The organism is Methyloversatilis sp. S146-33, from assembly GCF_059552495.1.
This window is the reverse complement of the sequence record NZ_JCANOT010000026.1, coordinates 22,037-44,212: the sequence shown is the minus strand read 5'-3', so window position 1 is coordinate 44,212 and position 22,176 is coordinate 22,037. Positions and strand designations below refer to the sequence as shown.

Here is a 22,176-nt window from a genome sequence, read left to right as displayed (position 1 = left end):
CACGGCCCTGTTGCAGTGCGCAACGCACCCCTTCCGTGCGCTTCCCTGACATGGAGCCATTGATTTTCAAGGCTTTTCCTTCCGGCACGATTGATGCACCGCCGCACGCGGTGTTTCACATCCCCACTGACCAGAAGGAGAACGCCCCATGTCTGCCTGCACCCATCCCGCGCACCAGCACTGCAGCTTCTGCGATCCGAACGGCCGTCTGACGGTGAAGGTGGACGGCAACGGCGAGCCAGAGCTGCGCACACCAGCGCCACCCGATCCGGCGCGGCGCGGTCTGCTCAAGGGTTCGCTGGTGGCGGGGTTCGGTACGCTGAGTGCCGGCTGGGTGGGTCAGTCGATGGCGCGCGAGGCCGACGGCTCGATGAAGACGCGCAACCACTATTACATTGCCGCCAGCGCCGACACCGTGCACTGGGGCTATTTCTCGAAATCGCTGAAGCCGCAGGTCGAAATCAACCCGGGTGACTTCGTCACCATCGAAACGCTCACCCACCACGCCGGCGACGATTACGAACGCATGATCAAGGGCGACCCCGGCGCCGAAAGCGTCTTCTACTGGGACAAGAAAAAGAAGGGTGTCATCCGCCGCGGTGCCGGTCCGATGGACGCCAGCCTGTTCGGGCGCGGTGCCGGCGAAGGCCTCGGTGTACATATATGCACCGGCCCGGTGTACGTGAAGGGCGCCGAAGAGGGCGACGTGCTCGAAGTGCGTATCGTTGACGTCGCACCGCGGCCGAGCGCCAACCCGAGCTACAAGGGCAAGAGCTTCGGCGTCAATGCGGCGGCCTGGTGGGGCTTCCACTACAAGGATCTGATCACCGAGCCGAAGAACCGCGAAGTGATCACCATCTACGAAATCGACGCCGGGCTGGACCGCAACTGGGCGCAGGCGGTGTACAACTTCCAGTGGACGCCGCAGACCGACCCCTTCGGCGTCGTGCACAAGACCATCGACTACCCGGGCGTCATCGTCGACCACTCGACGGTGAAGGAAAACCACGGCGTGCTGAAGAACATCCGCGTACCGGTGCGGCCGCACTTCGGTGTCGCCGGCGTCGCGCCGAAGGAAGCCGACATGGTCGATTCCATCCCGCCCAGCTACACCGGCGGCAACATCGACAACTGGCGCATCGGCAAGGGCGCCACGATGTACTACCCGGTGGCGGTCAAGGGCGCGCTGTTCTCGGTCGGCGACCCGCACGCCGGCCAGGGCGATTCCGAACTGTGCGGCACCGCGATCGAATGCTCGCTGACCGGCACCTTCCAGTTCATCCTGCACAAGAAGGCCGACCTCGCCGGCACCTCGCTCGCCAAGCTCGAATACCCGCTGCTCGAAACGCAGGACGAGTGGGTGATCCACGGCTTCAGCTTCGCCAACTATCTGGCCGAGCTGGGCGACAAGGCGCAGAGCGACATCTACGCCAAGTCGTCGGTGGATCTGGCACTGCGCGACGCCTTCCGCAAGAGCCGCGCCTTCCTGATGGACACCCAGGGCCTGACCGAGGACGAAGCGATATCGCTGCTGTCGGTCGGCGTCGACTTCGCCGTCACCCAGGTCGTCGACGGCAACTGGGGTGTGCATGCGGTGATCAGGAAGGCCCTGTTCTCCGGCGGCAGCCTGTAGGGATTTCGGCGCCCGGGCCTGTTGTGGGAGGCAGCGAGAGCTGCCGACAGAGCGTGGGCCGGGCGCGATCCCTGTGGGAGCGGCGTTGGCCGCGACAGGGCGGATGCAGTCCGCCGGCTTCGATCCAGGCCGCTGTCGGGGTCAGAAGATCCCTCCCACAGAACCCCGGCTCTGGCCACGGTTCGGGCGCAATCCCTGTGGGAGCGGCCTTGGCCGCGACAGGGCGGCTGCAGGCCGCCAGCTTCGATCCAGGCCGCTGTCGGGGTCAGAAGACCCCTCCCACAGAACCCCGGCTCCGGCCACCGATCGGGCGCATTTCCTGTGGGAGCGGCCTTGGCCGCGACACGGCCGCCGCAGTCCGCCGGCTTCGATGCAGGCCGCTGTCGGGGTCAGAGTACCCCTCCCACAGAACCCCGACCCGGGCTCGGATCGTGGATCGGGCGCACCACCCCTGTGGGAGCGGTCTTCTGACCGCGACGCGGCGGATGCAGTCCGCCGGCTTCGATACCCGTCGCCATCGCGAGCAAGCTCGCTCCCACTGGGGCCGCGGCCTTCGCTATGGGCAGCAGTCGGAAGCAAGCGTGCTCCCGCATAACCCTAAGTCACCCGGCACGGTCGGGCACTCGTGATGCGCTGCGCATGTCATCGCGCCCTGCCCGCTTCATCATGCGCGGCTGCCGACAACTGCCTCGCTCCATGTCCACCCCTTTCCCGCTCGACACCTACCTCGCACGCATCGACTGGACCACCGCTGCGCCGGCGTCCTGTGACGCTGCGACGCTCGATGCGCTCATCCTTGCGCACACCATCGCCATCCCCTTCGAGAACCTCGACCCGCTGCGGCGCAAGCCGGTGGCCGTGGACGCGGCAACGGTCACTGCGAAGCTGATCGACGCCCGCCGCGGTGGCTTCTGTTTCGAGCACGGCCGGCTGTTCGCCGATGCGCTGCGCGCGCTCGGCTACCCGGTGCGCGAACTGGCGGCGCGCGTCATGTGGATGCAGCCCGACGACGCGCTGACGCCGCAATCGCACATGCTGCTCGATGTCGACACGCCGGACGGCGCGCGACTGGTCGACGTCGGCTTCGGTGGCCTCACGGTCACCGCCGGCCTGCGCTGGGAAGACGGGCTGGAGCAGCGCACGCCGCACGGTGCCTATCGCCTGCTGCTGCGCGACGATTACTGGTGGCTGCAGTCGCAGATCGTGGGCGAATGGAAGAATCTGTACCGCGTGCGCCGCATCGACATGCACGGTTGCGATTACGAGGCGTCGAGCTACTTCCTGTCCACCCACCCGCAATCCATCTTCACCGGCAACCTGATGCTGGCGCGCGCCGGTGTCGACCGGCGGTGGACACTGTTCAACCGCGATCTCGCCGAATACCGCGCCGACGGCAGCGTATCGCGCCGCACGCTGGCCGACGGCGACGCGCTGATCGCGACGGTGCAGGACCTGTTCGGTCTGCCGGTCGCCGATCAGCCTGACCTGCTCACCCCGTTGCGCGCACTGGCCGCGGACTGAGCCCGCCGCGCGCGCTCAACCGTTCGAGGTCCGGCTGCCGCCGCCCAGCCCGAAGGCGCGTGAGAACTGTTCGGCCGACAGCGCCTGCCCGAACAGATAGCCCTGCCCGTGCACGCAGCCCTCACGGAACAGGCGTATGCGTTGCACGTCGCGCTCAATGCCTTCGGCGATGCTGTCCAGTTCGAAACTGCGCGTGATGTCGAGTATGGCGCGCACGACCGAGGCGTCGCGCTCCGATTCCAGCATGCCCTCGACGAAGGAACGGTCGATCTTGATCCGCGTGAGCGGGTAGCGCTTGAGCAGGCTCAGCGACGCGTAGCCGGTGCCGAAGTCATCGAAGGACACGCCGACGCCGAGCGCGCGCACGCGCTGCAGTGTGTCCAGCACCAGGTCGTCGTGGTCGAGCACGATGTTCTCGGTCACTTCCAGTTCGAGCGCTTCCGGCGGCAGGCCATGCTTGTCGAGCGCCGCCTGCACCTGCGCGGCCAGATCGCCGACGCGGAACTGGGCGCCGAACAGGTTCACGCCCATGCGGAAGTCCGGCGCGCCGTTGCGGCGCCAGTACGCGGCCTGCGCGCAGGCCTCCTCCAGCACCCAGGCGCCGACCGTCGCCGCGAGGGGCCCACCTTCGAGCGCCGGCAGGAAGGCGGCCGGCGATAGCAGCCCGCGTTCCGGATGCAGCCAGCGTATCAATGCTTCGGCGCCGGCCAGCGCGCCGTCGTACAACTTCACCTGCGGCTGATAGAACAGCAGAAACTCGCCGGCGTGCGCTGCACGGTGCAGTTCCATGCTGTACAGCCGACGCGCGACTGCCTCCATGCGCAGTGCCGGCTGGTAGGTGAAGCACTGCGCGCGGCCTATGCTCTTGGCCTTGAACAGCGCGAGATCGGCATTGCCGATCAGTTCCAGCGCCTCGTCGGCCTGCTGCGGCGCCACCGAAATGCCACAGCTGGCGGCGACGCGCACCTCGTGGCCGTCGGCGACGATGGGCATTTCGATCGCCTGCAACACGACGTGGGCCACCATCGCGGCGCTTTCCGGGTCGCCGGTGCCGGCCAGCAGCAGCGCGAATTCGTCGCCGCCGATACGCGCCGCGAAGCCCTGCATGCCGGCGACCGCCTCAAGCCGGCGGCCGACTTCCTGCAGGATGTTGTCGCCGATGGCGTGGCCCAGCGTGTCGTTCACGTCCTTGAAGCCGTCGAGGTCGATCATGATGACGGCGGCGGGCAGAGGTCGTGCCAGCGTGTCTTCGACACGGCGGAAGAAGCCAGCCCGGTTGGCCAGGCCGGTCAGGCCGTCGGTGCTGGCCATGCGGCGCAGCGCGTTCTCCCGCTCGCGCCGTTCGGTGCAGTCCTGCAGGTGGGCGCTGAAAGTGACGCCGCCGGCCTCGCGGTGCATGAACAGCGTCAGCCCGAGCAGCAGTTCGACGCCGTCGCTGCGCAGTCCGATGATGTCCTTCGGCACGTCCAGCCCTTCGAGCGAGCCCTGCGCGACGGCACGGGCGAGCAGGTCGCGGAAGGCGGCCCGGTCGCGTTCGGGCAGCAGCGCGTCCACCGGTTCGCCCAGACCCTGCGTCGGCGTGCGGCCGAGCAGCGCGGCAGCGGCGCTGTTGCAGCCGATGAGCTTCGCTGCCGCGTCGAAGGCGATCAGCGGATTGGGTGCGTTTTTCGCGAAGTCGTCGAAAGCAGGGCGGCTGTGTTCGGGCGATACCTCGATGCGGCGCAGCTCCATGCGGTCGGCCGCCATCTTCGCCAGTTCGCGCAGCCGCTCGCAGTCTTCTTCGCTGAAATCGTCGTGCGGCCGGTTGTCGATCACGCACAGCGCGCCGAGCGCATGCCCGTCCGGCGACAGCAGCGGCACGCCGGCATAGAAGCGCAGTTGGGCACTGCCGGTGACCAGCGGATTGTCATGGAAGCGTTCGTCCAGAAGCGCATCGGGCACCACCATCACGTCGTGCTGGTTGATCGCGTGCGCGCAGAAGGACACGTCGCGCCGCATATCGACCGCCTCGTCGATGCCGGTGCTGGCGGCGAAGAACACGTGATCGCTGCCGATCAGGTTCACCGCGGCGACCGGCATGCCGAACATGCGTGCGGCGATGCGCACCACCGGATCGAGGCTGGGCAGCTGGCGATCGCTGTCCAGGCCGTAGGCAGCGAGCGCGTCGAGCCGCTCGGGCTCGGTCGGAAAAATCGAGGGGCATTTCATCGAGACCTCCTGCAATGGACCGGGCCCGCAGGGCATGACGAACACGCGATGCAAAGGGGATGGGGTTGCGACATGGACAACCCGGTCAGGGCGCCGTAGGGGTTGCGATCACAGTGAATGGAAATTGTTTCATCGAATGCACGGGCTTCGCCGTGCTGAAATTGCCGATTACATATATGCAAAGCGATAGCGGGAAATCGTCACAGCTCGTCGGTGCGCGCATCTGTACCGCACAATCTGTACGTGCTGTGCCGGTCCGTCGGCGCATATCGCTGCAGTTTTCGACAAGACAGGATGGCACTGGCGGCGGCAGACTGCGGTCTTTGCCCCGTCCGTACGCCCGTGTCAGCGCTGTTCGCCCCTGCCCTCTTCGTCCTCGTCTGGTCCACCGGTTTCATCGTTGCGCGGGCCATCGACGGCGTGGCCGATCCGGCCCTATTCCTGCTCGCCCGCTTCACGCTGACCACGCTGCTGTACACGGCCATCGCCGTCGCACTGCGCGCGGCCTGGCCGGCGCGCGAACAGTGGCCCAAGCATCTGCTGGCCGGCGCGCTGCTGCAGGGCGTGTATATGGGTGGCGGCTACTGGGCGGTGGCACACGGGCTGTCGCCGGCAGTGATGGCGTTGCTCGCCACGCTGCAGCCGATGTTCACGGCGCTGATCGCGCAGCGCCTGTTCGCCGAGCCGCTGGGCCGCCATTTCTGGGGCGGTCTGCTGGCCGGTGCGCTCGGCGTCGTGCTGGTGCTGGCGCCGCGACTGGCCAGCGTCGGCCCCGAGGCGCTGTCGCCGCTGGTCGTCGGCGTCGCTCTGGTGGCGGTGGCCGGCATCACCGCCGGCACGCTGGTGCAGAAAAGCTCGATCGCCGCCGCCGACCTGTTCAGTTCGAGCGCCATCCAGAATGCCGGCGGTGCACTGGTCTGCCTGCTCATCGCGCTGGCGCTCGGCGAATCCTTATGGGTGCCCGGCCCGGCGCTGTGGGCGGCACTCGCCTGGGCGGTGCTTGGTCTGTCGGCCATCGGCAGCACGCTGCTGGTGTGGATGGTGCGGCGCGGCTCGGCGGCGAAGGTGAGCGTGCTGGTGCTGCTGGCGCCGCCGCTGGCCGCCGCGCAGGCGGCGCTGCTGTTCGGCGAGCGGCTGGCGCCGCTGCAGATGGCCGGCTTCGCGCTGGCGTTGGGCGGCGTGCTACTGTGCCGGCGTCGCTGAAAGTCATGTCATGTACGCCGCCGATCCCAACGTCGACACCCGCTGCTACGCGGCCGAACCGGCCGGGCACGCACACGACTTCCACCAGGTCGTGCTGGGTGGCGACGGCGGTACCGAACTGGAACTGGACGGCCATCTGCACCGGGTCGACGCCGGTGCCGGGCTGCTGATTCCGGCCGGCACCCGTCACGACTACCGTGGTCTCGACGCCACCAACCGCCAGCTGGTGGTCGACCTGCCGTCCGCCTCCGTCGCCTTGCCGGCGTCGCTGTTCCGCCGTCCGCGCGCCTTCGCCATCGACGCTGCGCTGCGCCGACGCGTGCAGCCGCTGCTCGGCGTGGCCGGTGAGCGCGTGTCGCGGCCGCGTCACTGGCTGCTGGCCACCCGCTTTGCCGACGATCTGGCGCAGCGTCTGCACGCCGCACCGACCGACGACGACGCGCGCCGTTTCCCGGTTGCCCGCATCGACGGCTGGCTGCGCCGCCACGCCGGCGACGCACCGCCGCTAAAGGAACTGGCGGCCCGCTTCGGCTATGGTCCGCGCCGCTTCCACGACCTCTTCGTCGACGCCTTCGGCGAACCGCCGCACCGCTACCTGATCCGCCTGCGTCTGGACGCCGCGCTCGCACTGCTGGACGACGACACGCGCTCGCTCGGGGACATCGCGCTCGATACCGGTTTCGCCGACCAGAGCGCCTTCACCCGCCGCTTCACGCAGCGTTTCGGCCTGCCGCCCGGGCACTGGCGGCGCGCCGCCGGCGCTACGATGCGTCGCTGACGACACCTGCCCGCTGCCGCGATGACCGACCTGCCCAAGCCCGCCGATACCGACGCCCTGCTCGCCCGTGCCCACATCGAGGGCGTGGACGAGGCGACCTGGCTGGACGTGATCCAGCGCATGGACGAGGTGTATTCGCAGCTGGTCAGCGACGAAATCGCGCTGGAGCAGAAGAACGTCGAGCTGGAGCAGTCGCAGCAGTTCATCTTCAGCGTCATGTCCGCGATGTCGGACGTGCTGCTGGTGTGCAATGAGCGCGGCGAGATCGAGGAAACCAACGCCGCGCTGTGCGAACTGGTCGGCCTCAGCGACGACGAACTGCGCGGCACGCCGGTGTTCGCGCTGCTGGCCGACGACGACAGTCGCGCCCGCATGCGCGGCGTGCTCGACGACGCCAATCCGTCGCGTCGCGGTCAGGCGGTCGAGCTGAATCTGCGTGACGCCGAAGGCAGTCCGGTACCGGTCGACACCAATCTGACGCCTCGCTTCACGCGCAACGGACGGCGCGCGGGCACCGTGTTCGTCGGCCGGCCGACCGCCGAACTGAAGCGCGCCTACCACGAGCTGCGCGAGGCGCACGAAGCGCTGAAACTGGCGCAGCAACAGCTGCTGCACTCGGAAAAGATGGCCTCGCTCGGCCGCTTGGTCGCTGGCGTCGCGCACGAACTGAACAACCCGATCAGCTTCGTGCTCGGCAACGTGCATGCGCTGAAGAAATACAGCGAACGCATGGGCCGCTACATCGACGCCGTGCACGCCGGCGCCTCTGACGAGGAACTGGGCGAGCTGCGCACCAGGCTGCGCATCGAGCACCTGCTGAAGGATCTGCCCTCGCTGATCGAAGGCACGATGGAAGGCGCGCAGCGCACGGCCGACATCGTGAACGGCCTGAAGCGTTTTTCCGCGGTAGACCCGGAAGGGCGCACCGCGGTCGACCTGAATACCGTGATCGAGCGCGCCATCCACTGGATACGCAAAGGCACCACCGCGGCGGTCGACATGCACTGGGAAGCCGGTGCGCCCTGCGTCGTCATGGGCAGCGCCGGCCAACTGCAGCAGGTGGTGATGAACCTGCTGCAGAACGCCTGCGACGCCGCCGGCGCCGACGGCCGGGTCGCCGAACTGGCCATCGATTGCAGCACGACCGACGACCGCGTCCGCATGACCCTGCGCGACAACGGACCCGGCATTCCGGACGAATACCTGTCGCGCATCTTCGAACCCTTCTTCACCACCAAGCCGGTCGGCAAGGGCACCGGGCTGGGCCTGTCGATCAGCTACGGCATCGTCGAACAGCACGGCGGCACACTGGTCGCCCGCAACCACCCGGACGGCGGCGCCGAATTCGTGCTCGAACTGCCGGCGGCTGCCTCGCTCACCTGATCGCGCGTGCATCGATATCGGAAGGGGTTTTCCGACCCTGACGGCAGCCTGGATCGACGCCGGCGGACTGCGACGGCCCTGTCGCGGCCAAGGCCGCTCCCACAGAAAGTGCGCCCGACCCGCGACCGGGGTTCTGTGGGAGGAGTCCTCTGACCCCGACGCGACCTGTGATCAAGCTCCCCCTCCCGCTCATGCGCCGCGGTCGCGGTTCAGAAGACCGCTCCTACAGGGGGCGTGCTCTTGACCCGCGGCCCGAGCCTGGACCGCGGTTCTGTGGGAGGGGTCTTCTGACCCCGACAGGGCCAGCGATCAAGCACCGCTTCCCACTGATGCGCCGCGGTCGCGGTCAGAAGACCGCTCCTACGAGGGTGTGTTTTCGCGATGATCAGGCCGCCTTGCGCAGCACGATGCGACCGGCCATGCCGGCGCAGCCGAAGGCTTCGAAGCGCTCGATGCACAGGTCGCGGGCGGCGGTCATGGCGTCCTTCATGAACTTGCGCGGATCGAATTCGGACGGGTCCTTGGCCATCGCGCGGCGCATGGCGCCGGTCATCGCGAGGCGGATGTCGGTGTCGATATTCACCTTGCGCACGCCGTGGCGGATGCCCTCCTGGATTTCCTCGACCGGCACGCCATAGGTTTCGCGGATGTCGCCGCCGTGCTCGCGGATGATGCCCAGCCAGTCCTGCGGCACGCTGCTCGAGCCGTGCATGACCAAGTGGGTGTTCGGGATGCGCGCATGGATGGCCTTGATGCGGTCGATGGCGAGGATGTCGCCGGTCGGCTTGCGGCTGAACTTGTAGGCGCCGTGACTGGTGCCGATGGCGATGGCCAGCGCGTCGACGCCGGTGGCGGCGACGAAGTCGGCCGCCTGTTCCGGGTCGGTCAGCATCTGTTCGTGGGTGAGCACGCCGGCCGCACCGACGCCGTCTTCCTCGCCGGCGGTGCCGGATTCCAGCGAGCCGAGGCAGCCCAGCTCGCCCTCGACCGACACGCCGACCGCGTGCGCGATGTCGACCACGCGGCGGGTCACGTCCACGTTGTATTCGTAGCTGGCGGGCGTCTTGGCGTCTTCCATCAGCGAGCCGTCCATCATGACGCTGGTGAAACCGGAGCGGATCGCCTGCACGCACACGGCGGCGCTGGCGCCGTGGTCCTGGTGCATGACGACCGGAATGTCCGGATACATTTCAGCCGCCGCTTCGACCATCTTGCGCAGGAAGGGCTCGCCGGCGTACTTCCGGGCGCCGGCCGAGGCCTGCAGGATGACCGGCGCATTGACCTTCTGCGCCGCCTGCATGATGGCCTGGATCTGTTCCAGGTTGTTGATGTTGAAAGCGGGCACGCCATAGCCGTGTTCGGCGGCGTGGTCGAGCAGCTGGCGCAGGGAAATCATGGGCATGGTTTTTTCCTTAGGGGCTAGGGATTGGGGATGAGGGGCTGGGGGTCAGAGGCGGTGCATGGCGCGCGCGGTGTCGACCACGCGGTGGGCGTAGCCGAGGTCGCCGCGGTAGCCGGCGCAGACCTTGACGACGCGGCCGGATACCTGGGTCCAGCCGGATTCGAAAACGCAGGAGCGGGTGTCGCGCCCCGACAGTGCGGTGGTGAAGGGCGTGTCGCCGTAGCGCACGATGTCGGCCCAGTCGCCGAAGGCGGCGGCCTGCATCAGCGTGTTCACCTCTTCCACCGAGGTGGCGCGTTCGGCGACGAACACCATGCCGATCAGCGACGCATGCACGCCGGGGATGCGCATCGGTTCGGTTTCGTCGAAGCAGTGCTCCAGTTCCGGCAACACGCGGTGCAGGTGTTCGGGCGCGCCGGTGCGTTGCGGCAGGGCGCCGGTGTCGATGTCGTGCGGCCGGCTGTGCACGGCCGTCAGCATCGCGTTCGAAATGCCGAGCGCGTCGTGCAGCACGCGCGCCACCGGTGCGATGCAGTGCGTCGCGCGGCAGGCACTGTGCACGCGCCGGTGGCTGTCGCGCAGCGCGCCGTGGTTGACGCCATACACCACGGTGGCATCGACGGCCGCCCCGGCCGGCGCGCAGCTCAGCACCTTGCGCGCGCCGGCCTGCAGGTGCGCCTTCGCGTCGCCGCCAGCACAGTCGAGCACGACGTCCACCGCGTGCCGCTTCCACGGCAGGCGGCGGGTGTCACGCTCGCGCAGCCGCACGAAGTCAGCACACCCCGCGTCGGCACCCCCGACGTGGGCATCGGCGTCGTTGCTGCCGGGCGGTGCGTTCAGCGCGACCAGTTCGAAATCATCGCGGCCGGCCAGCGCGCGCAGCACGCTGGCGGCAAGGCGGCCGCCGCCATCGATGGCGATGCGGGTGGTTCTCACGGTCAGCCGGCCGTCAGCGCTTCGCGTTCGGCGTGTGCTGCAGCGTGCGCTGCCAGCAGTGCGCGGGCGCGGGTGGCCACCGCCTCGGGCGTGATGCCGAAGTGCTTGAACAGCAGACCGGCCGGCGCCGACTCGCCGAAGCGGTCGAGGCCGACGACGTCGCCGCTGACGCCGGCTTCGCCGACATACTTCCACCAGTGCGCGGTGCAGCCCGCTTCGATGGCCAGCCGCGGGAGCCGGCGCGGGATGACCTCGTCGCGCCAGCGCGCGTCCTGCCGCTCGAAGGCCTCGACGCAGGGCATGGATACCACGCGCGCCGCGATGCCGTCTGCCGCCAGCAGTTCTGCGGCCAGCAGCGCGATGCCGACCTCGGAGCCGGTGGCGATCAGGCACAACTGCTCGTCGCGCGGCTGGCGCAGCACATAGCCGCCGCGCGCGATGTCGTCGATGCGCACCGTGCCGTCACCGGCATGCGGCAGCGCCTGGCGCGACAGCAGCAGGCAGGCCGGGCCGGGCTGGGTGCTGGCACCACGGCGCAATGCTTCGCGCCAGGCGACCGCCGTTTCGGTGGCGTCGCACGGCCGCCAGACGTCGACGTTCGGAATCAGCCGCAGGCTGGCCGCGTGCTCGACCGGCTGGTGGGTGGGGCCGTCCTCGCCGAGGCCGATCGAGTCGTGCGTGAACACATAGGTGACCGGCAGATGCATCAGCGCCGACATGCGTATCGCGTTGCGCGCGTAGTCGGAGAAGGTGAGGAAGGTGCCGCCGTAGGGCCGGTAGCCGCCGTGCAGCGCGACACCGTTCATCACCGCCGCCATGCCGAATTCACGCACGCCGTAATGCACGTGGTTGCCGATACCGTCACCCTTCAAGGGCCGGTTGCCCTTCCAGTCGGTCAGGTTGGAGCCGGTCAGGTCGGCCGAGCCGCCGAGCAGTTCCGGCATCGCCGGCGCGATGATGTGCAGCGTGTCCTGCGAGGCCTTGCGCGTCGCGACCGAGGCGGCGCGTGCTTCGGCGGCGTCGCAGGCGGCTTCGAGCGCGCGCAGCGCGTCGGACGACAGCGTGGCGTCGCTCTTCAGCCGGCGGCGCAGTTCGGCCGCCGGTTCGGGGAAGGCCCTGGCGTAATTGTCGACGCGCTGCTGCCAGCTGCGGTGCGCCGCGGCGCCGCGTTCGCGCGCCGACCAGGCGGCCTGCAGCGCGGCAGGAATCTCGAATGGCGCGGCGGTCCAGCCCAGCGCTTCGCGGGTGAGCGCGATCTCCGCATCACCGAGCGCCTCGCCGTGCGCCTTGGCGGTGCCGGCTCGGTTGGGCGAGCCCTGGCCGATGCGCGTTTCGCAGCACACGAGCACCGGCCTGTCGCTGCCGAGCGCGGTTTCGATCGCCGCGTCGAGCGCCACCGGGCTGTGGCCATCGACGTTGCGGATGACCGTCCAGCCGTAGGACTCGAAGCGCGCCGGCGTGTCGTCGGTGAACCAGCCAGTCACGTCGCCGTCGATGGAAATGCCGTTGTCGTCATAGAACACGACCAGCTTGTTCAGCTTCCAGGTGCCGGCCAGCGAACACACTTCGTGGCTGATGCCTTCCATCAGGCAGCCGTCGCCGACGAAGGCCCAGGTGCGGTGATCGATCACCGCGTGGCCCGGCCGGTTGAATTCGGCGGCGAGCAGCTTCTCTGCGAGTGCCATGCCGACCGCGTTGGCGATGCCCTGGCCGAGCGGGCCGGTGGTGGTTTCCACACCCGGCGTGATGTCGACCTCCGGGTGGCCCGGCGTGCGCGAATGCAGCTGGCGGAAGCGGCGCAGTTCGTCCATCGGCAGGTCATAGCCGGTGAGGTGCAGCAGCGCGTACAGCAGCATCGAGCCGTGGCCGTTGGACAGCACGAAGCGGTCGCGGTCCGGCCACTGCGGGTCGGCCGGATCGTGCTTCAGGTGGTGGCGCCACAGCGCCTCGGCGATGTCGGCCATGCCCATCGGCATGCCCGGGTGACCGGAGTTGGCGGCCTGCACGGCGTCCATCGCCAGCGCCCGGATCGCGTTGGCGCACTGCGTGCGGAGAAAGAGGTTCGCGTCGTTCATGGGAAGTCCTCGGAATCTGTCAGGCGGCGCGCAGCTGACGGCGGCGTTCGATCAGGCGCAGGATCATCGGCGTGAAGATGAGCTGCATCGCCAGTTCCATCTTTCCGCCCGGCACCACCAGCGTGTTGGCACGCGACATGAAGGAGTCGTGCAGCATGCTCAGCAGGTAGGGGAAGTCGAAGCCGCGCGGATTGGCGAAGCGGATCACCACCAGGCTTTCGTCGGCGGTCGGAATCGTCCGCGCGATGAAGGGGTCGCTGGTATCCACCACCGGCACGCGCTGGAAGTTGATGTGGGTGCGCGTGAACTGCGGACAGATGTAATGCACGTAGTCGTGCATGCGGCGCAGGATGACGTCGGTCACGGCTTCGGTGGAATAGCCGCGGGTGCTGCGGTCCCGGTGGATCTTCTGGATCCACTCGAGGTTGATGACAGGCACCACGCCGATCAGCAGATCGGCGTACCGGGATACATCAACATGTTCTGTCTTCACGCCGCCGTGCAGGCCCTCGTAGAACAGCAGTTCGCTGTCGGGCAGCGGCTCCCACGGCGTGAAGGTGCCGGCCGGCTGCTGGTAGGGCGCGGCTTCCTCGTCGTTGTGCAGGTATTTGCGGCTGCGGCCGCTGCCGCTTTCCGAGTAGTCGCGGAACAGCTGCTCCAGCTCGGTGAACAGGTTGGCGTCCTCGCCGAAATGGCTGAAGTGCGGACGGCCGCCAGCCTCTGCCTCGGCCATGGCCTTCTTCATTTCGGCGCGGTCGTAGCGGTGGTAGCTGTCGCCTTCGATGATGGCGGCCGACACGTTCTCGCGGCGGAAGATGTTCTCGAAGGTACGGGTGACCGACGAGGTGCCGGCACCGGACGAACCGGTGATGGCGACGATGGGGTGTTTCGCGGACATGGAAAACCTCGCGGAAGGGTGCGGAATCGGGTGTGCGTTCAGACGATGTCGGCGAACAGGCCGCGCTTGCCGAACAGCGGCGACTGGAAGGTGTCGGCCGGCGGTTCGCGGTGGTAGGCCTCGATGCGCTCGACCTCGTCGGCCGAGCCGAACACGAAGCCGATGCGCTGGTGCAGCGCGTCCGGCTGCACGTCCATCAGCCGGCTGCGGCCGGTGCTGGCCATGCCGCCGGCCTGTTCGATCAGGAAGGCGATCGGGCTGGCTTCGTAGAGCAGGCGCAGGCGGCCGGGCTTGGCCGGATCCTTGTTGTCTTTCGGGTACAGGAAGACGCCGCCGCGCATCAGGATGCGGTGCGTCTCGGCCACCAGTGAGGCGATCCAGCGCATGTTGAAATCGGCTTCGCGCGGGCCGGTGCGGCCGGCCAGGCACTCGTCGACATAGCGGCGCACCGCCGGCTCCCAGAAGCGGCTGTTCGACGCGTTGATCGCGAACTCACGGGTGCTGCGCGGCACCGACAGGTTCGGGTGGCTGAGCACCCATTCGCCGAGCACCGGGTCCAGCGTGAAGGCGTGCGTGCCGCTGCCCAGCGTCAGCACCAGCATGGTGGACGGGCCGTAGATCGCGTAGCCGGCGCACACCTGTTCGCGGCCCGGCTGCAGGAAGTCGGCGGCGGTCGCCTCGCGCGCCGGGTCGGGCGCGCGGGTGATCGAGAAGATGCTGCCGACCGACACGTTCACGTCGATGTTGGACGAGCCGTCCAGCGGATCGAAGGCGAGCAGGTACTTGCCGCGCGGGTACTGGCCCGGCGGCAATGAGATGTCGTCCAGCTCTTCCGACGCCATCGCGGCGACGTGGCCGCCCCACTCGTTGGCGCGCAGGAAGATCTGGTTGCTGAGCACGTCCAGCGTCTTCTGTTCCTCGCCCTGCACGTTGCCGCTGCCTGCCGAGCCAAGAACGCCGGCCAGGCCGCCGAAGGCCACCTTGCGCGAGATCGCCTTGCAGGCGAGCGCGACGTCGGTGATGAGCGCGTTGAGGTCGCCGGTCGCCTCCGGGTGACGGCGGCGTTCTTCGATCAGGTACTGGACCAGCGTGGTGCGTCCGCCTGTGGGCATGAGACTCTCCTCCCTTGATGTGAATGCGTGGATGCGCGCGCCGTCTGTGCGGCGCTGCGCCGGTATGCCGGGTGCGTGTCGGGCGCTATTCGGTCTCTTCCTCGAAGCGCGCGCTCATCTGCGCGAGCAGCTGCGACGGTGAGCCGACAGGCCATGGGGTGACGCCGGGTGCGCTGGCGTGGTGACCGCCCGCCGTGCCGTAGCCCCAGCCGACCAGCGCGACCGGGCAGCCGGCGGCCTGCGCGGCCAGCAGGTCGGCCGAGCTGTCACCGACCATCAGCAGCTGCGCCGGCTTCACGGCGAGGCGCGCGGCGGCGGCGTCGAGCATGGCTGGGGAAGGCTTGAGCAGATCGGCGCGGTCGCCGCCGTACACCGCGGACATGAAGGGCAGCAGGCCGGCAGCGGCGAGTACCGCGCGTGCCAGCGGCGTCGGCTTGTTGGTCACCACCACCAGCGGGCAGATGGCGTACAGGCCTTCGACCATTTCCTCGATGCCGTCATAGACCATGCCGTGATCGAGCGGCGCTTCCAGCGTGGCGCGGTCGAAGTCGGCGCGCAGCCGGGCATGCAGCGTGCCGTCGCTGTGCGCGAGGCCGAGGTGGTCGATCGCGCGCGAAATCAGCTTGTCGGGCCCGCCGCCTATCCAGCCGCGCACGGTGACGAGGTCGACATTGGGCAGGCCGGCCTGCGACAGGCCGAAGTTCAGCGCGTGCCAGATGTCGGCGGCACTGTCGACCAGCGTGCCGTCGAGGTCGAAGGCGATGGCGTGGATGCGGCTCAGGTCGGGGATGTTCTTGTCAGGCATGGGAGGACTCGTGGGCGGAGATCTGCGCGCGGCCGGCGAGGGCGCGTTCGCGCAGCGTGCGGATGGAATCGGCATAGCGGCCGCCGGTGAATACGGCGGAGCCGGCGACCAGCGTGTCGGCGCCGGCCGCGGCGACGCGGGCCGCGTTGTCGGCATTGACGCCGCCATCGACTTCGAGCCAGATGTCGCGGCCGCAGGCGTCGATGCGGCGGCGCACCGCCTCGATCTTCGGCAGTGCCGATTCGATGAAGCGCTGGCCGCCGAAGCCCGGATTCACCGACATCAGCAGCACCAGATCGAGCTGCTCCAGCACGTGGTCGAGCACGTTGAGCGGCGTCGCCGGGTTCAGCACCAGCCCGGCCTTCACGCCGTGGCTGCGGATGAGTTGTACGGTGCGGTCGATGTGCTCGCTCGCTTCCGGGTGGAAGGAAATGATGGAGGCGCCGGCGTTGGCGAACATCGGGATCAGCGCATCGACCGGCTTCACCATCAGGTGCACGTCGATCGGCACTGTCGCGTAGGGTTTGATGGCCTGACACACCAGCGGCCCGACCGTCAGGTTGGGCACGTAGTGGTTGTCCATCACGTCGAAGTGGATGAGGTCGGCGCCGGCTTCGATGACGGCCGTGACCTCTTCACCCAGCCGCGCGAAATCGGCCGACAGCAGGCTGGGGGCGATGCGCAGTCCATTCATGACAGCGCGCCTTCTCGCAGGCCGTTCAGTTCGCCGAAGGTGAGCCAAGCGCGTTCGCGCAGGCGCGTGCCGGGTTCGCCGGCCAGCGGCGCCTGCGGGTCGCCCAGCTGCGGCAGCACCAGGCCGGCTTCGTCGAAGTTGTGGTCCTCGGTCCAGAAGGTGGGCGTGACCACGGTCCACAGCCCGGCCGCCGTCGCGGCGCGCAGGCCGTTGGCGGAGTCCTCGAAGGCGATGGCGTGGTCGGCGCGCACGCCCAGGTGCTGCAGTGCCAGCAGGTAGATGTCGGGCGCCGGTTTCTTGGCGGCCACCTGGTCGCCGCAGGCGATGACGCCGAACAGGTCGAGCGCGCGCCCGCCCAGCGTGGCGTGCAGCAACGCGTCGATATTCACCGCGGTGGTGGTGCTGGCGATGGCCAGGCGGCAGCCGGCGGCGGCCGCTTCGTCGAGCAGCCGTGCGATGCCGGGGCGCAGCGGCACCGCGCCGTCGCGCACCACCGAACTGTAGAAGCGGGTCTTGGCCGCGTGCATCTGCGGAATGCGCGCGATGAGCTCAGCGCGGTCGCCGTCGGCGAGGTCGAGCGAGGCGATGTGGCGCGCGATGCGTTCCTTGCCGCCGGTGGTCGACAGCAGGCGGCGGTACTCGGTGCGCGACCACTTCCAGCCGGTGCCGAGCTGTTCGAAGGCGAGGTTGAAGGCGGTGCGGTGGGCTTCTTCGGTGTCGGCCAGCGTGCCGTCGACGTCGAAGATGAGGGCATCAAGACGCATGGAGGTCGTCCTTTCCGTTGGCGGCGAACACGCGGCTGGCCAGCACGTCGCCGGCTTCAAGCGTGCACAGCGCGTCGCGCGTCGGCGCCGCGTCGAGGTCGAACAGCCGGGTGGCGTGGCGCAGGCGGATGCGGTCGAGCGCGTTGCGCACCGAGCGCGCATTCGCGAAGTGGGGTTGCTGGCGGCGCAGCCGCACGTAGCGCGCGAAGGCCTCGTGCGCGTCGCCGTCGAAGCGGTAGTTCAGGCCGGACAGCATCAGCTCGGCGATGCGCATCAGCTCGTCCTCGCTGTAGTCGGGGAAGTCGATGTGGTGCGCGATGCGCGAGGCCATGCCGGGGTTGCTGGAGAAGAAGGTGTCCATGCGGTCGCGGTAGCCGGCGAGGATCACCACCAGGTCGTCGCGGTGGTTCTCCATCACCTGCAGCAGGATTTCGATCGCCTCCTGTCCGTAGTCGCGCTCGTTCTCCGGCCGGTAGAGGTAATAGGCCTCGTCGATGAACAGCACGCCGCCCATCGCCTTCTTGATCACTTCCTTGGTCTTGGGCGCGGTGTGGCCGATGAACTGGCCCACCAGGTCGTCGCGCGTCACCGCCACCAGATGACCCTTGCGCACGTAGCCGAGCTGGCGCAGCACTTCGGCCATGCGCAGCGCGACCGTGGTCTTGCCGGTGCCGGGGTTGCCGGTGAAGCACATGTGCAGCGAGGGCGGCTGCGACTGCAGGCCCTGCTGCGCGCGCAGGCGGTCGATCAGCAGCAGCGCCGCGATGTCGCGGATGCGGCCCTTGACCGGCGCCAGCCCGACCAGCTCGGCGTCGAGCTGTTCGAGCAGCGCCTGCACGCCGGACGAGGCGAACATCGAACGCGGCGAGCTGGCCGTTTCGAGTCCTTCCGCGGCGGTGGCGAGGGTGGCGGTGTCCATGGTGTCTGCCTCTCAACGGATCAGAAGGAAGAACCGGCCCGGGCGGGCGCAGGGCCGCACCGGGCGCGGTCGGGACTCAGTAGCGCGCGCCTTCCGGGTGTGCCTGCACGGCGTAGCTCTCGATCGAGTAGCGCACGGTGCGGCCGGGTTCTTCGGTGCGGATGAGGCGGAAGCCCGGCTCGGCGTCCGGGCGATTGACGATGAAGGACAGCACGACCGACTCGGTGCCGTGCGTCGAGTCGAAGGCGGTGACGCGGATGTAGCGCTGCGGGAAGGTGTCGCGGCAGGCCTTCACCTCCATCATGATCGCCGCCGCGTCATGCACGTCGAACATGGGATTGCCGAACATGTCCCAGAAGGTGTTGCGCGGGTGCGGATCGTCGGTGTACTCGATGCCGATCGCCCAGCCGTTGGCCAGGCAGTACTCGACCTGGGCGCGGATCTGCGCGTCGGTCAGGTCGGGCAGGAAGGAAAAGGTGCCTTGGGTGATGCGCATGGTATTTCTCCTGAATTCGGTGACGTAGCGGTTCTGTGGGAGCGAGCGCTGCTCGCGATGCGGTCGGCATCCATCTTCCGGCAGCGATTCGAGGCCGGAATCGCGAGCAAGCTCGCTCCCACAGGAGTGAAGCGGGTCAGACGACGGACGGTGTCGGCACGAAGTCCGAGGTGTCGGTCGAGGTGTAGTTGAAGGTGATGTCGCCCCAGGTATCGAGGGCGGCCGCGAGCGGCGTGCACCACTTGGCGGCGTCGCGCAGGATCTGCGGGCCTTCGGCCTTGATGTCGCGGCCCTCGTTGCGTGCCAGTACCATCGCTTCCAGCGCCACGCGGTTGGCGGTCGCACCGGCCTGGATGCCCTGCGGATGGCCGATGGTGCCGCCGCCGAACTGCAGCACGACGTCATCGCCGAACAGGTCCAGCAGCTGGTGCATCTGGCCGGCGTGAATGCCGCCCGATGCGACCGGCATCACCTTGCGCAGCGCGCCCCAGTCCTGGTCGAAGAAGATGCCGCGCGGCAGGTCGACCTTGGTGTGCGTGTCGCGGCACACGTTGTAGTAACCCTGCACGGTGAGCGGGTCGCCTTCCAGCTTGCCGACGGCGGTGCCGGTGTGCAGGTGGTCGACGCCGGCCAGACGTAGCCATTTGGCGATGACGCGGAAGCTGACGCCGTGATTCTTCTGCCGCGTGTAGGTGCCGTGACCAGCGCGGTGCATGTGCAGCACCATGTCGTTCTGGCGGCACCAGTGCGACATCGACTGGATGGCGGTCCAGCCCACCACCAGGTCAACCATGATGATGACCGAGCCCAGTTCCTTGGCGAATTCGGCGCGCCGGTACATCTCTTCCATCGTGCCGGCGGTGACGTTGAGGTAGCTGCCCTTCACCTCGCCGGTCGCGGCCGAGGCCTTGTTCACCGCGTCCATCACGAACAGGAAGCGGTCGCGCCAGTGCATGAAGGGCTGCGAGTTGATGTTCTCGTCGTCCTTCATGAAATCAAGACCGCCCTTCAGGCCTTCGTACACCACGCGACCGTAATTGCGGCCGGACAGACCCAGCTTGGGCTTGGTGGTGGCGCCCAGCAGCGGGCGACCAAACTTGTCCAGGCGCTCGCGCTCGACCACGATGCCGGTCGGCGGGCCGGAGAAGGTCTTCACGTACGAGACCGGGAACTTCATGTCCTCCAGCCGGGCGGCCTTCAGCGGCTTGAACGAGAACACGTTGCCGATGATGGAGGCGGTCACGTTGGCGATCGACCCTTCCTCGAACAGCGACAGGTCGTAGGCGACGTAACAGAAGTACTGGCCCGGCGTGTTGGGCACCGGATCGACACGGTAGGCCTTGGCGCGGTACATGTCGCAGGCGGTCAGGCGATCGGTCCACACCACCGTCCAGGTGGCGGTGCTCGACTCGCCAGCCACGGCGGCGGCGGCTTCGATCGGGTCCACACCCTCCTGCGGCGTGATCCGGAACAGCGCCAGGATGTCCGTGTCCTTCGGCTGGTAGTCGCCGTCCCAGTAACCCATCTGCGCGTATTTCAGGACGCCGGCCGAGTAGCGCTTCTTGGCGTCGGTGATCTGCTGCGGCGTGTTCATGTCGCCCATGTCTTCCTCCTGTTGGATGCGGTCGTTGGCCGGTGGGAGCCCGGCTTTGAATCCAGTCTGGGGAAGGGGCATGGATAAGAAAAGTTTGTTTTTTTCCTCGTTCGATTAAGTTAGGCTTATGCCAGGTGGGGGTCGGAAAGTGGATGCTGCGCTGCCGCATCGGTCGCGTTCACTGCAAGCGCCGCTTGCGGTGCGGGGCTGCGGCTGCAATGCATGTTGCCGGGCCGGCCCGCTGCGGCGGTGCGACACTGGATGTATCAGCTTTTGTTTATCAATGACTTGGCACTCATGAGGCGCGGTTTTGTGCGCCCGTGACCAGGCTGGCGCGCAACTTGTAATGGTCCGGATATCCCTTTCCGGCCCGCAGGAGATTGCCCATGCTCAAGAACGCCACGCTACGCCAGCTCTCAGCGCTGCACGCGGTCGCCCGTCTGGGCAGCGTGTCGCGCGCGGCCAGCGAAATCCACCTGACCCAGCCTGCGGTGTCGATACAGCTCAAGCTGCTCGAAGAGTCTGCCGGCACGCCGCTGCTGGAACGCGAGGGCCGCGGCATCCGCCTGACCGGCGCCGGCGAGCTGATGGCTGCCTACGCGGCGCGCATCCTCGACCTGTGGCGCGAGGTGGGCGACGAAATGGCGGCCTATCGCGGCGTCGTGTCGCGGCGGCTGCGCATCGGCGTGGTCACCACCGCCGAGTACCTGGTGCCGCGCATGCTGGTGGTGTTCGCGCGCGAACAGCCGAATGTCGAGGTGAAGCTGAAGGTGGGCAATCGCGATGAGATCGTGCGCCTGCTCACCACGCACGAGGTCGATCTGGTCATCATGGGTCGGCCGCCGAAGGACCTGAAAACGGTGGCCACGCCCTTCGCCCGCCACACCATGGCTTTCGTCGCCGCACCGACCCACCCGCTGATGGCGCGCAAGCGGCTGGTGCTGCGCGATCTGGCGAAAGAGGATCTGCTGGTGCGCGAACGCGGCTCCGGCACGCGGACGACGCTGGAACAGCTGTTCCGCGAGGCGGACCTGAGCCTGCGCATCGGTTCCGAGCTGTCGAGCAACGAGGCGATCAAGCAGATGTGCGCCGCCGGCTTCGGCCTCGCCTTCATGTCGCAGCACATCTGCCGGCACGAACTGGAGTCGGGCGAACTGGCGCTGCTGCCGGTGGCCGGCAATCCGATCGAGCGCGAGTGGTATGTGATCCGGCTGGCGTCACGCCAGCTCACCCGCATCGGCCAGGAATTCGAGCGCTTCCTGATCGACCACGGCCAGCAGCACGTGCAGGACCAGCTCTCCCGCGCGCCGGGGCTGGCGATGCAGGTGTGCGCGGCCGGGCCCGGGGCGGACCTTCCGCCTCTGTCGGGCTAGGGACGGTCCAGCGACGCGATCCGGAAGTGCTTGTGTGGGAGCGGCCTTGGCCGCGATGCGGTGGCAGCCATCCTCAGACTTCGATACAGGCTGCTGTCGGGGTCAGAAGACCCCTCCCACAGGATCCCGGCCCAGGCTCAGGTCGTGGATCGGGCGCTCCGCCGCTGTGGGGGCGGCCTGGGCCGCGATGCGGTCGCCGCCTTCCTCGGACTTCGATCCAGGCTACTGGCGGGGTCAGAAGACCCCTCCCACAGAATCCTCGCCCAGGCTCCGGTCGTGGATCCGGCGCACCACCCCTGTAGGAGCGGTCTTCTGACCGCGACGCAACCTTTGCGGTCCTCCAAGCCGCAGTCGGGGTCAGAAGACCCCTCCCACAAAACCC

At 68.3% G+C, this 22,176-nt stretch carries 18 protein-coding genes; 6 read left to right on the top strand and 12 right to left on the bottom strand.

Annotated features, from left to right (window positions below):
- Nucleotides 1–148 precede the first annotated feature (148 nt).
- Both AC51BJ_RS09665 and AC51BJ_RS09660 read left to right on the top strand, forming a co-directional pair.
- Nucleotides 149–1,633, top strand: a complete 1,485-nt coding sequence (locus AC51BJ_RS09665; RefSeq protein WP_496280088.1) for an acetamidase/formamidase family protein — start codon at nt 149–151, stop codon at nt 1,631–1,633.
- Between the two features lie 696 nt (nt 1,634–2,329).
- On the top strand, nt 2,330–3,154 hold the full coding sequence (locus AC51BJ_RS09660; protein WP_496280087.1) for an arylamine N-acetyltransferase family protein: 825 nt from the start codon (nt 2,330–2,332) through the stop codon (nt 3,152–3,154).
- Nucleotides 3,155–3,169: 15 nt separating this feature from the next.
- Here the strand turns inward: AC51BJ_RS09660 and AC51BJ_RS09655 are convergent, their stop codons facing one another.
- The gene (locus AC51BJ_RS09655) at nt 3,170–5,362 is read right to left on the bottom strand and encodes a putative bifunctional diguanylate cyclase/phosphodiesterase (RefSeq protein ID WP_430432316.1); all 2,193 of its coding nucleotides are present in this window, start codon (nt 5,360–5,362) and stop codon (nt 3,170–3,172) included.
- 342 nt (nt 5,363–5,704) lie between these two features.
- On the opposite strand from AC51BJ_RS09655, the gene AC51BJ_RS09650 reads away from it, so the two are divergent.
- The 3 genes from AC51BJ_RS09650 to AC51BJ_RS09640 are packed head-to-tail and all read left to right on the top strand — an operon-like array spanning nt 5,705 to nt 8,726.
- On the top strand, nt 5,705–6,565 hold the full coding sequence (locus AC51BJ_RS09650) for a DMT family transporter (protein WP_430432317.1): 861 nt from the start codon (nt 5,705–5,707) through the stop codon (nt 6,563–6,565).
- Nucleotides 6,566–6,575: 10 nt separating this feature from the next.
- Nucleotides 6,576–7,343: a helix-turn-helix transcriptional regulator gene (locus tag AC51BJ_RS09645; RefSeq protein WP_496280086.1), complete on the top strand. Its 768-nt coding sequence runs from the start codon at nt 6,576–6,578 to the stop codon at nt 7,341–7,343.
- Nucleotides 7,344–7,364: 21 nt separating this feature from the next.
- Entirely contained in the window at nt 7,365–8,726 is a 1,362-nt protein-coding gene (locus tag AC51BJ_RS09640) for a sensor histidine kinase (RefSeq protein ID WP_496280085.1), read from the top strand.
- A 385-nt stretch (nt 8,727–9,111) separates the two neighbouring features.
- Here the strand turns inward: AC51BJ_RS09640 and fba are convergent, their stop codons facing one another.
- From fba to AC51BJ_RS09585, 11 genes are all read right to left on the bottom strand, one after another.
- Nucleotides 9,112–10,128 (bottom strand): class II fructose-bisphosphate aldolase, encoded by a 1,017-nt coding sequence (gene fba, locus AC51BJ_RS09635; protein WP_024300718.1) that lies wholly within the window; start codon nt 10,126–10,128, stop codon nt 9,112–9,114.
- A 45-nt stretch (nt 10,129–10,173) separates the two neighbouring features.
- Nucleotides 10,174–11,064, bottom strand: coding sequence for an aldehyde dehydrogenase (locus tag AC51BJ_RS09630; protein WP_496280084.1), 891 nt, complete (start codon nt 11,062–11,064; stop codon nt 10,174–10,176).
- A 2-nt stretch (nt 11,065–11,066) separates the two neighbouring features.
- Complete coding sequence (tkt, locus tag AC51BJ_RS09625) at nt 11,067–13,139, bottom strand: transketolase (protein ID WP_496280083.1); 2,073 nt, start codon at nt 13,137–13,139, stop codon at nt 11,067–11,069.
- Nucleotides 13,140–13,158: 19 nt separating this feature from the next.
- Nucleotides 13,159–14,037, bottom strand: a complete 879-nt coding sequence (locus AC51BJ_RS09620; protein WP_496280082.1) for a phosphoribulokinase — start codon at nt 14,035–14,037, stop codon at nt 13,159–13,161.
- A gap of 38 nt (nt 14,038–14,075) precedes the next feature.
- Entirely contained in the window at nt 14,076–15,149 is a 1,074-nt protein-coding gene (locus AC51BJ_RS09615) for a class 1 fructose-bisphosphatase (protein ID WP_341422830.1), read from the bottom strand.
- 85 nt (nt 15,150–15,234) lie between these two features.
- The gene (locus tag AC51BJ_RS09610; RefSeq protein WP_496280081.1) at nt 15,235–15,954 is read right to left on the bottom strand and encodes an HAD-IA family hydrolase; all 720 of its coding nucleotides are present in this window, start codon (nt 15,952–15,954) and stop codon (nt 15,235–15,237) included.
- Nucleotides 15,947–16,648 carry a ribulose-phosphate 3-epimerase gene (gene rpe, locus AC51BJ_RS09605; RefSeq protein WP_496280080.1) on the bottom strand — a complete coding sequence of 234 codons (702 nt, stop codon included), beginning with the start codon at nt 16,646–16,648 and terminating at the stop codon, nt 15,947–15,949. The genes AC51BJ_RS09610 and rpe overlap by 8 nt, the downstream gene beginning before the upstream one ends.
- Nucleotides 16,645–17,412 (bottom strand): HAD-IA family hydrolase, encoded by a 768-nt coding sequence (locus tag AC51BJ_RS09600; protein WP_496280079.1) that lies wholly within the window; start codon nt 17,410–17,412, stop codon nt 16,645–16,647. Before AC51BJ_RS09600 ends, rpe begins: the two co-directional genes overlap by 4 nt.
- Nucleotides 17,402–18,331, bottom strand: coding sequence for a CbbX protein (gene cbbX / locus AC51BJ_RS09595; protein WP_496280078.1), 930 nt, complete (start codon nt 18,329–18,331; stop codon nt 17,402–17,404). The genes AC51BJ_RS09600 and cbbX overlap by 11 nt, the downstream gene beginning before the upstream one ends.
- A 76-nt stretch (nt 18,332–18,407) precedes the next feature.
- A complete protein-coding gene (locus AC51BJ_RS09590) occupies nt 18,408–18,827 on the bottom strand; it encodes a ribulose bisphosphate carboxylase small subunit (RefSeq protein ID WP_019916035.1) in 420 nt (139 codons plus the stop codon).
- Between the two features lie 136 nt (nt 18,828–18,963).
- On the bottom strand, nt 18,964–20,430 hold the full coding sequence (locus AC51BJ_RS09585; RefSeq protein WP_304026178.1) for a form I ribulose bisphosphate carboxylase large subunit: 1,467 nt from the start codon (nt 20,428–20,430) through the stop codon (nt 18,964–18,966).
- A gap of 377 nt (nt 20,431–20,807) precedes the next feature.
- Between AC51BJ_RS09585 and AC51BJ_RS09580 the strand changes: the two genes are divergently transcribed.
- Nucleotides 20,808–21,794 (top strand): LysR family transcriptional regulator, encoded by a 987-nt coding sequence (locus AC51BJ_RS09580; protein WP_496280077.1) that lies wholly within the window; start codon nt 20,808–20,810, stop codon nt 21,792–21,794.
- Nucleotides 21,795–22,176: the final 382 nt, after the last annotated feature.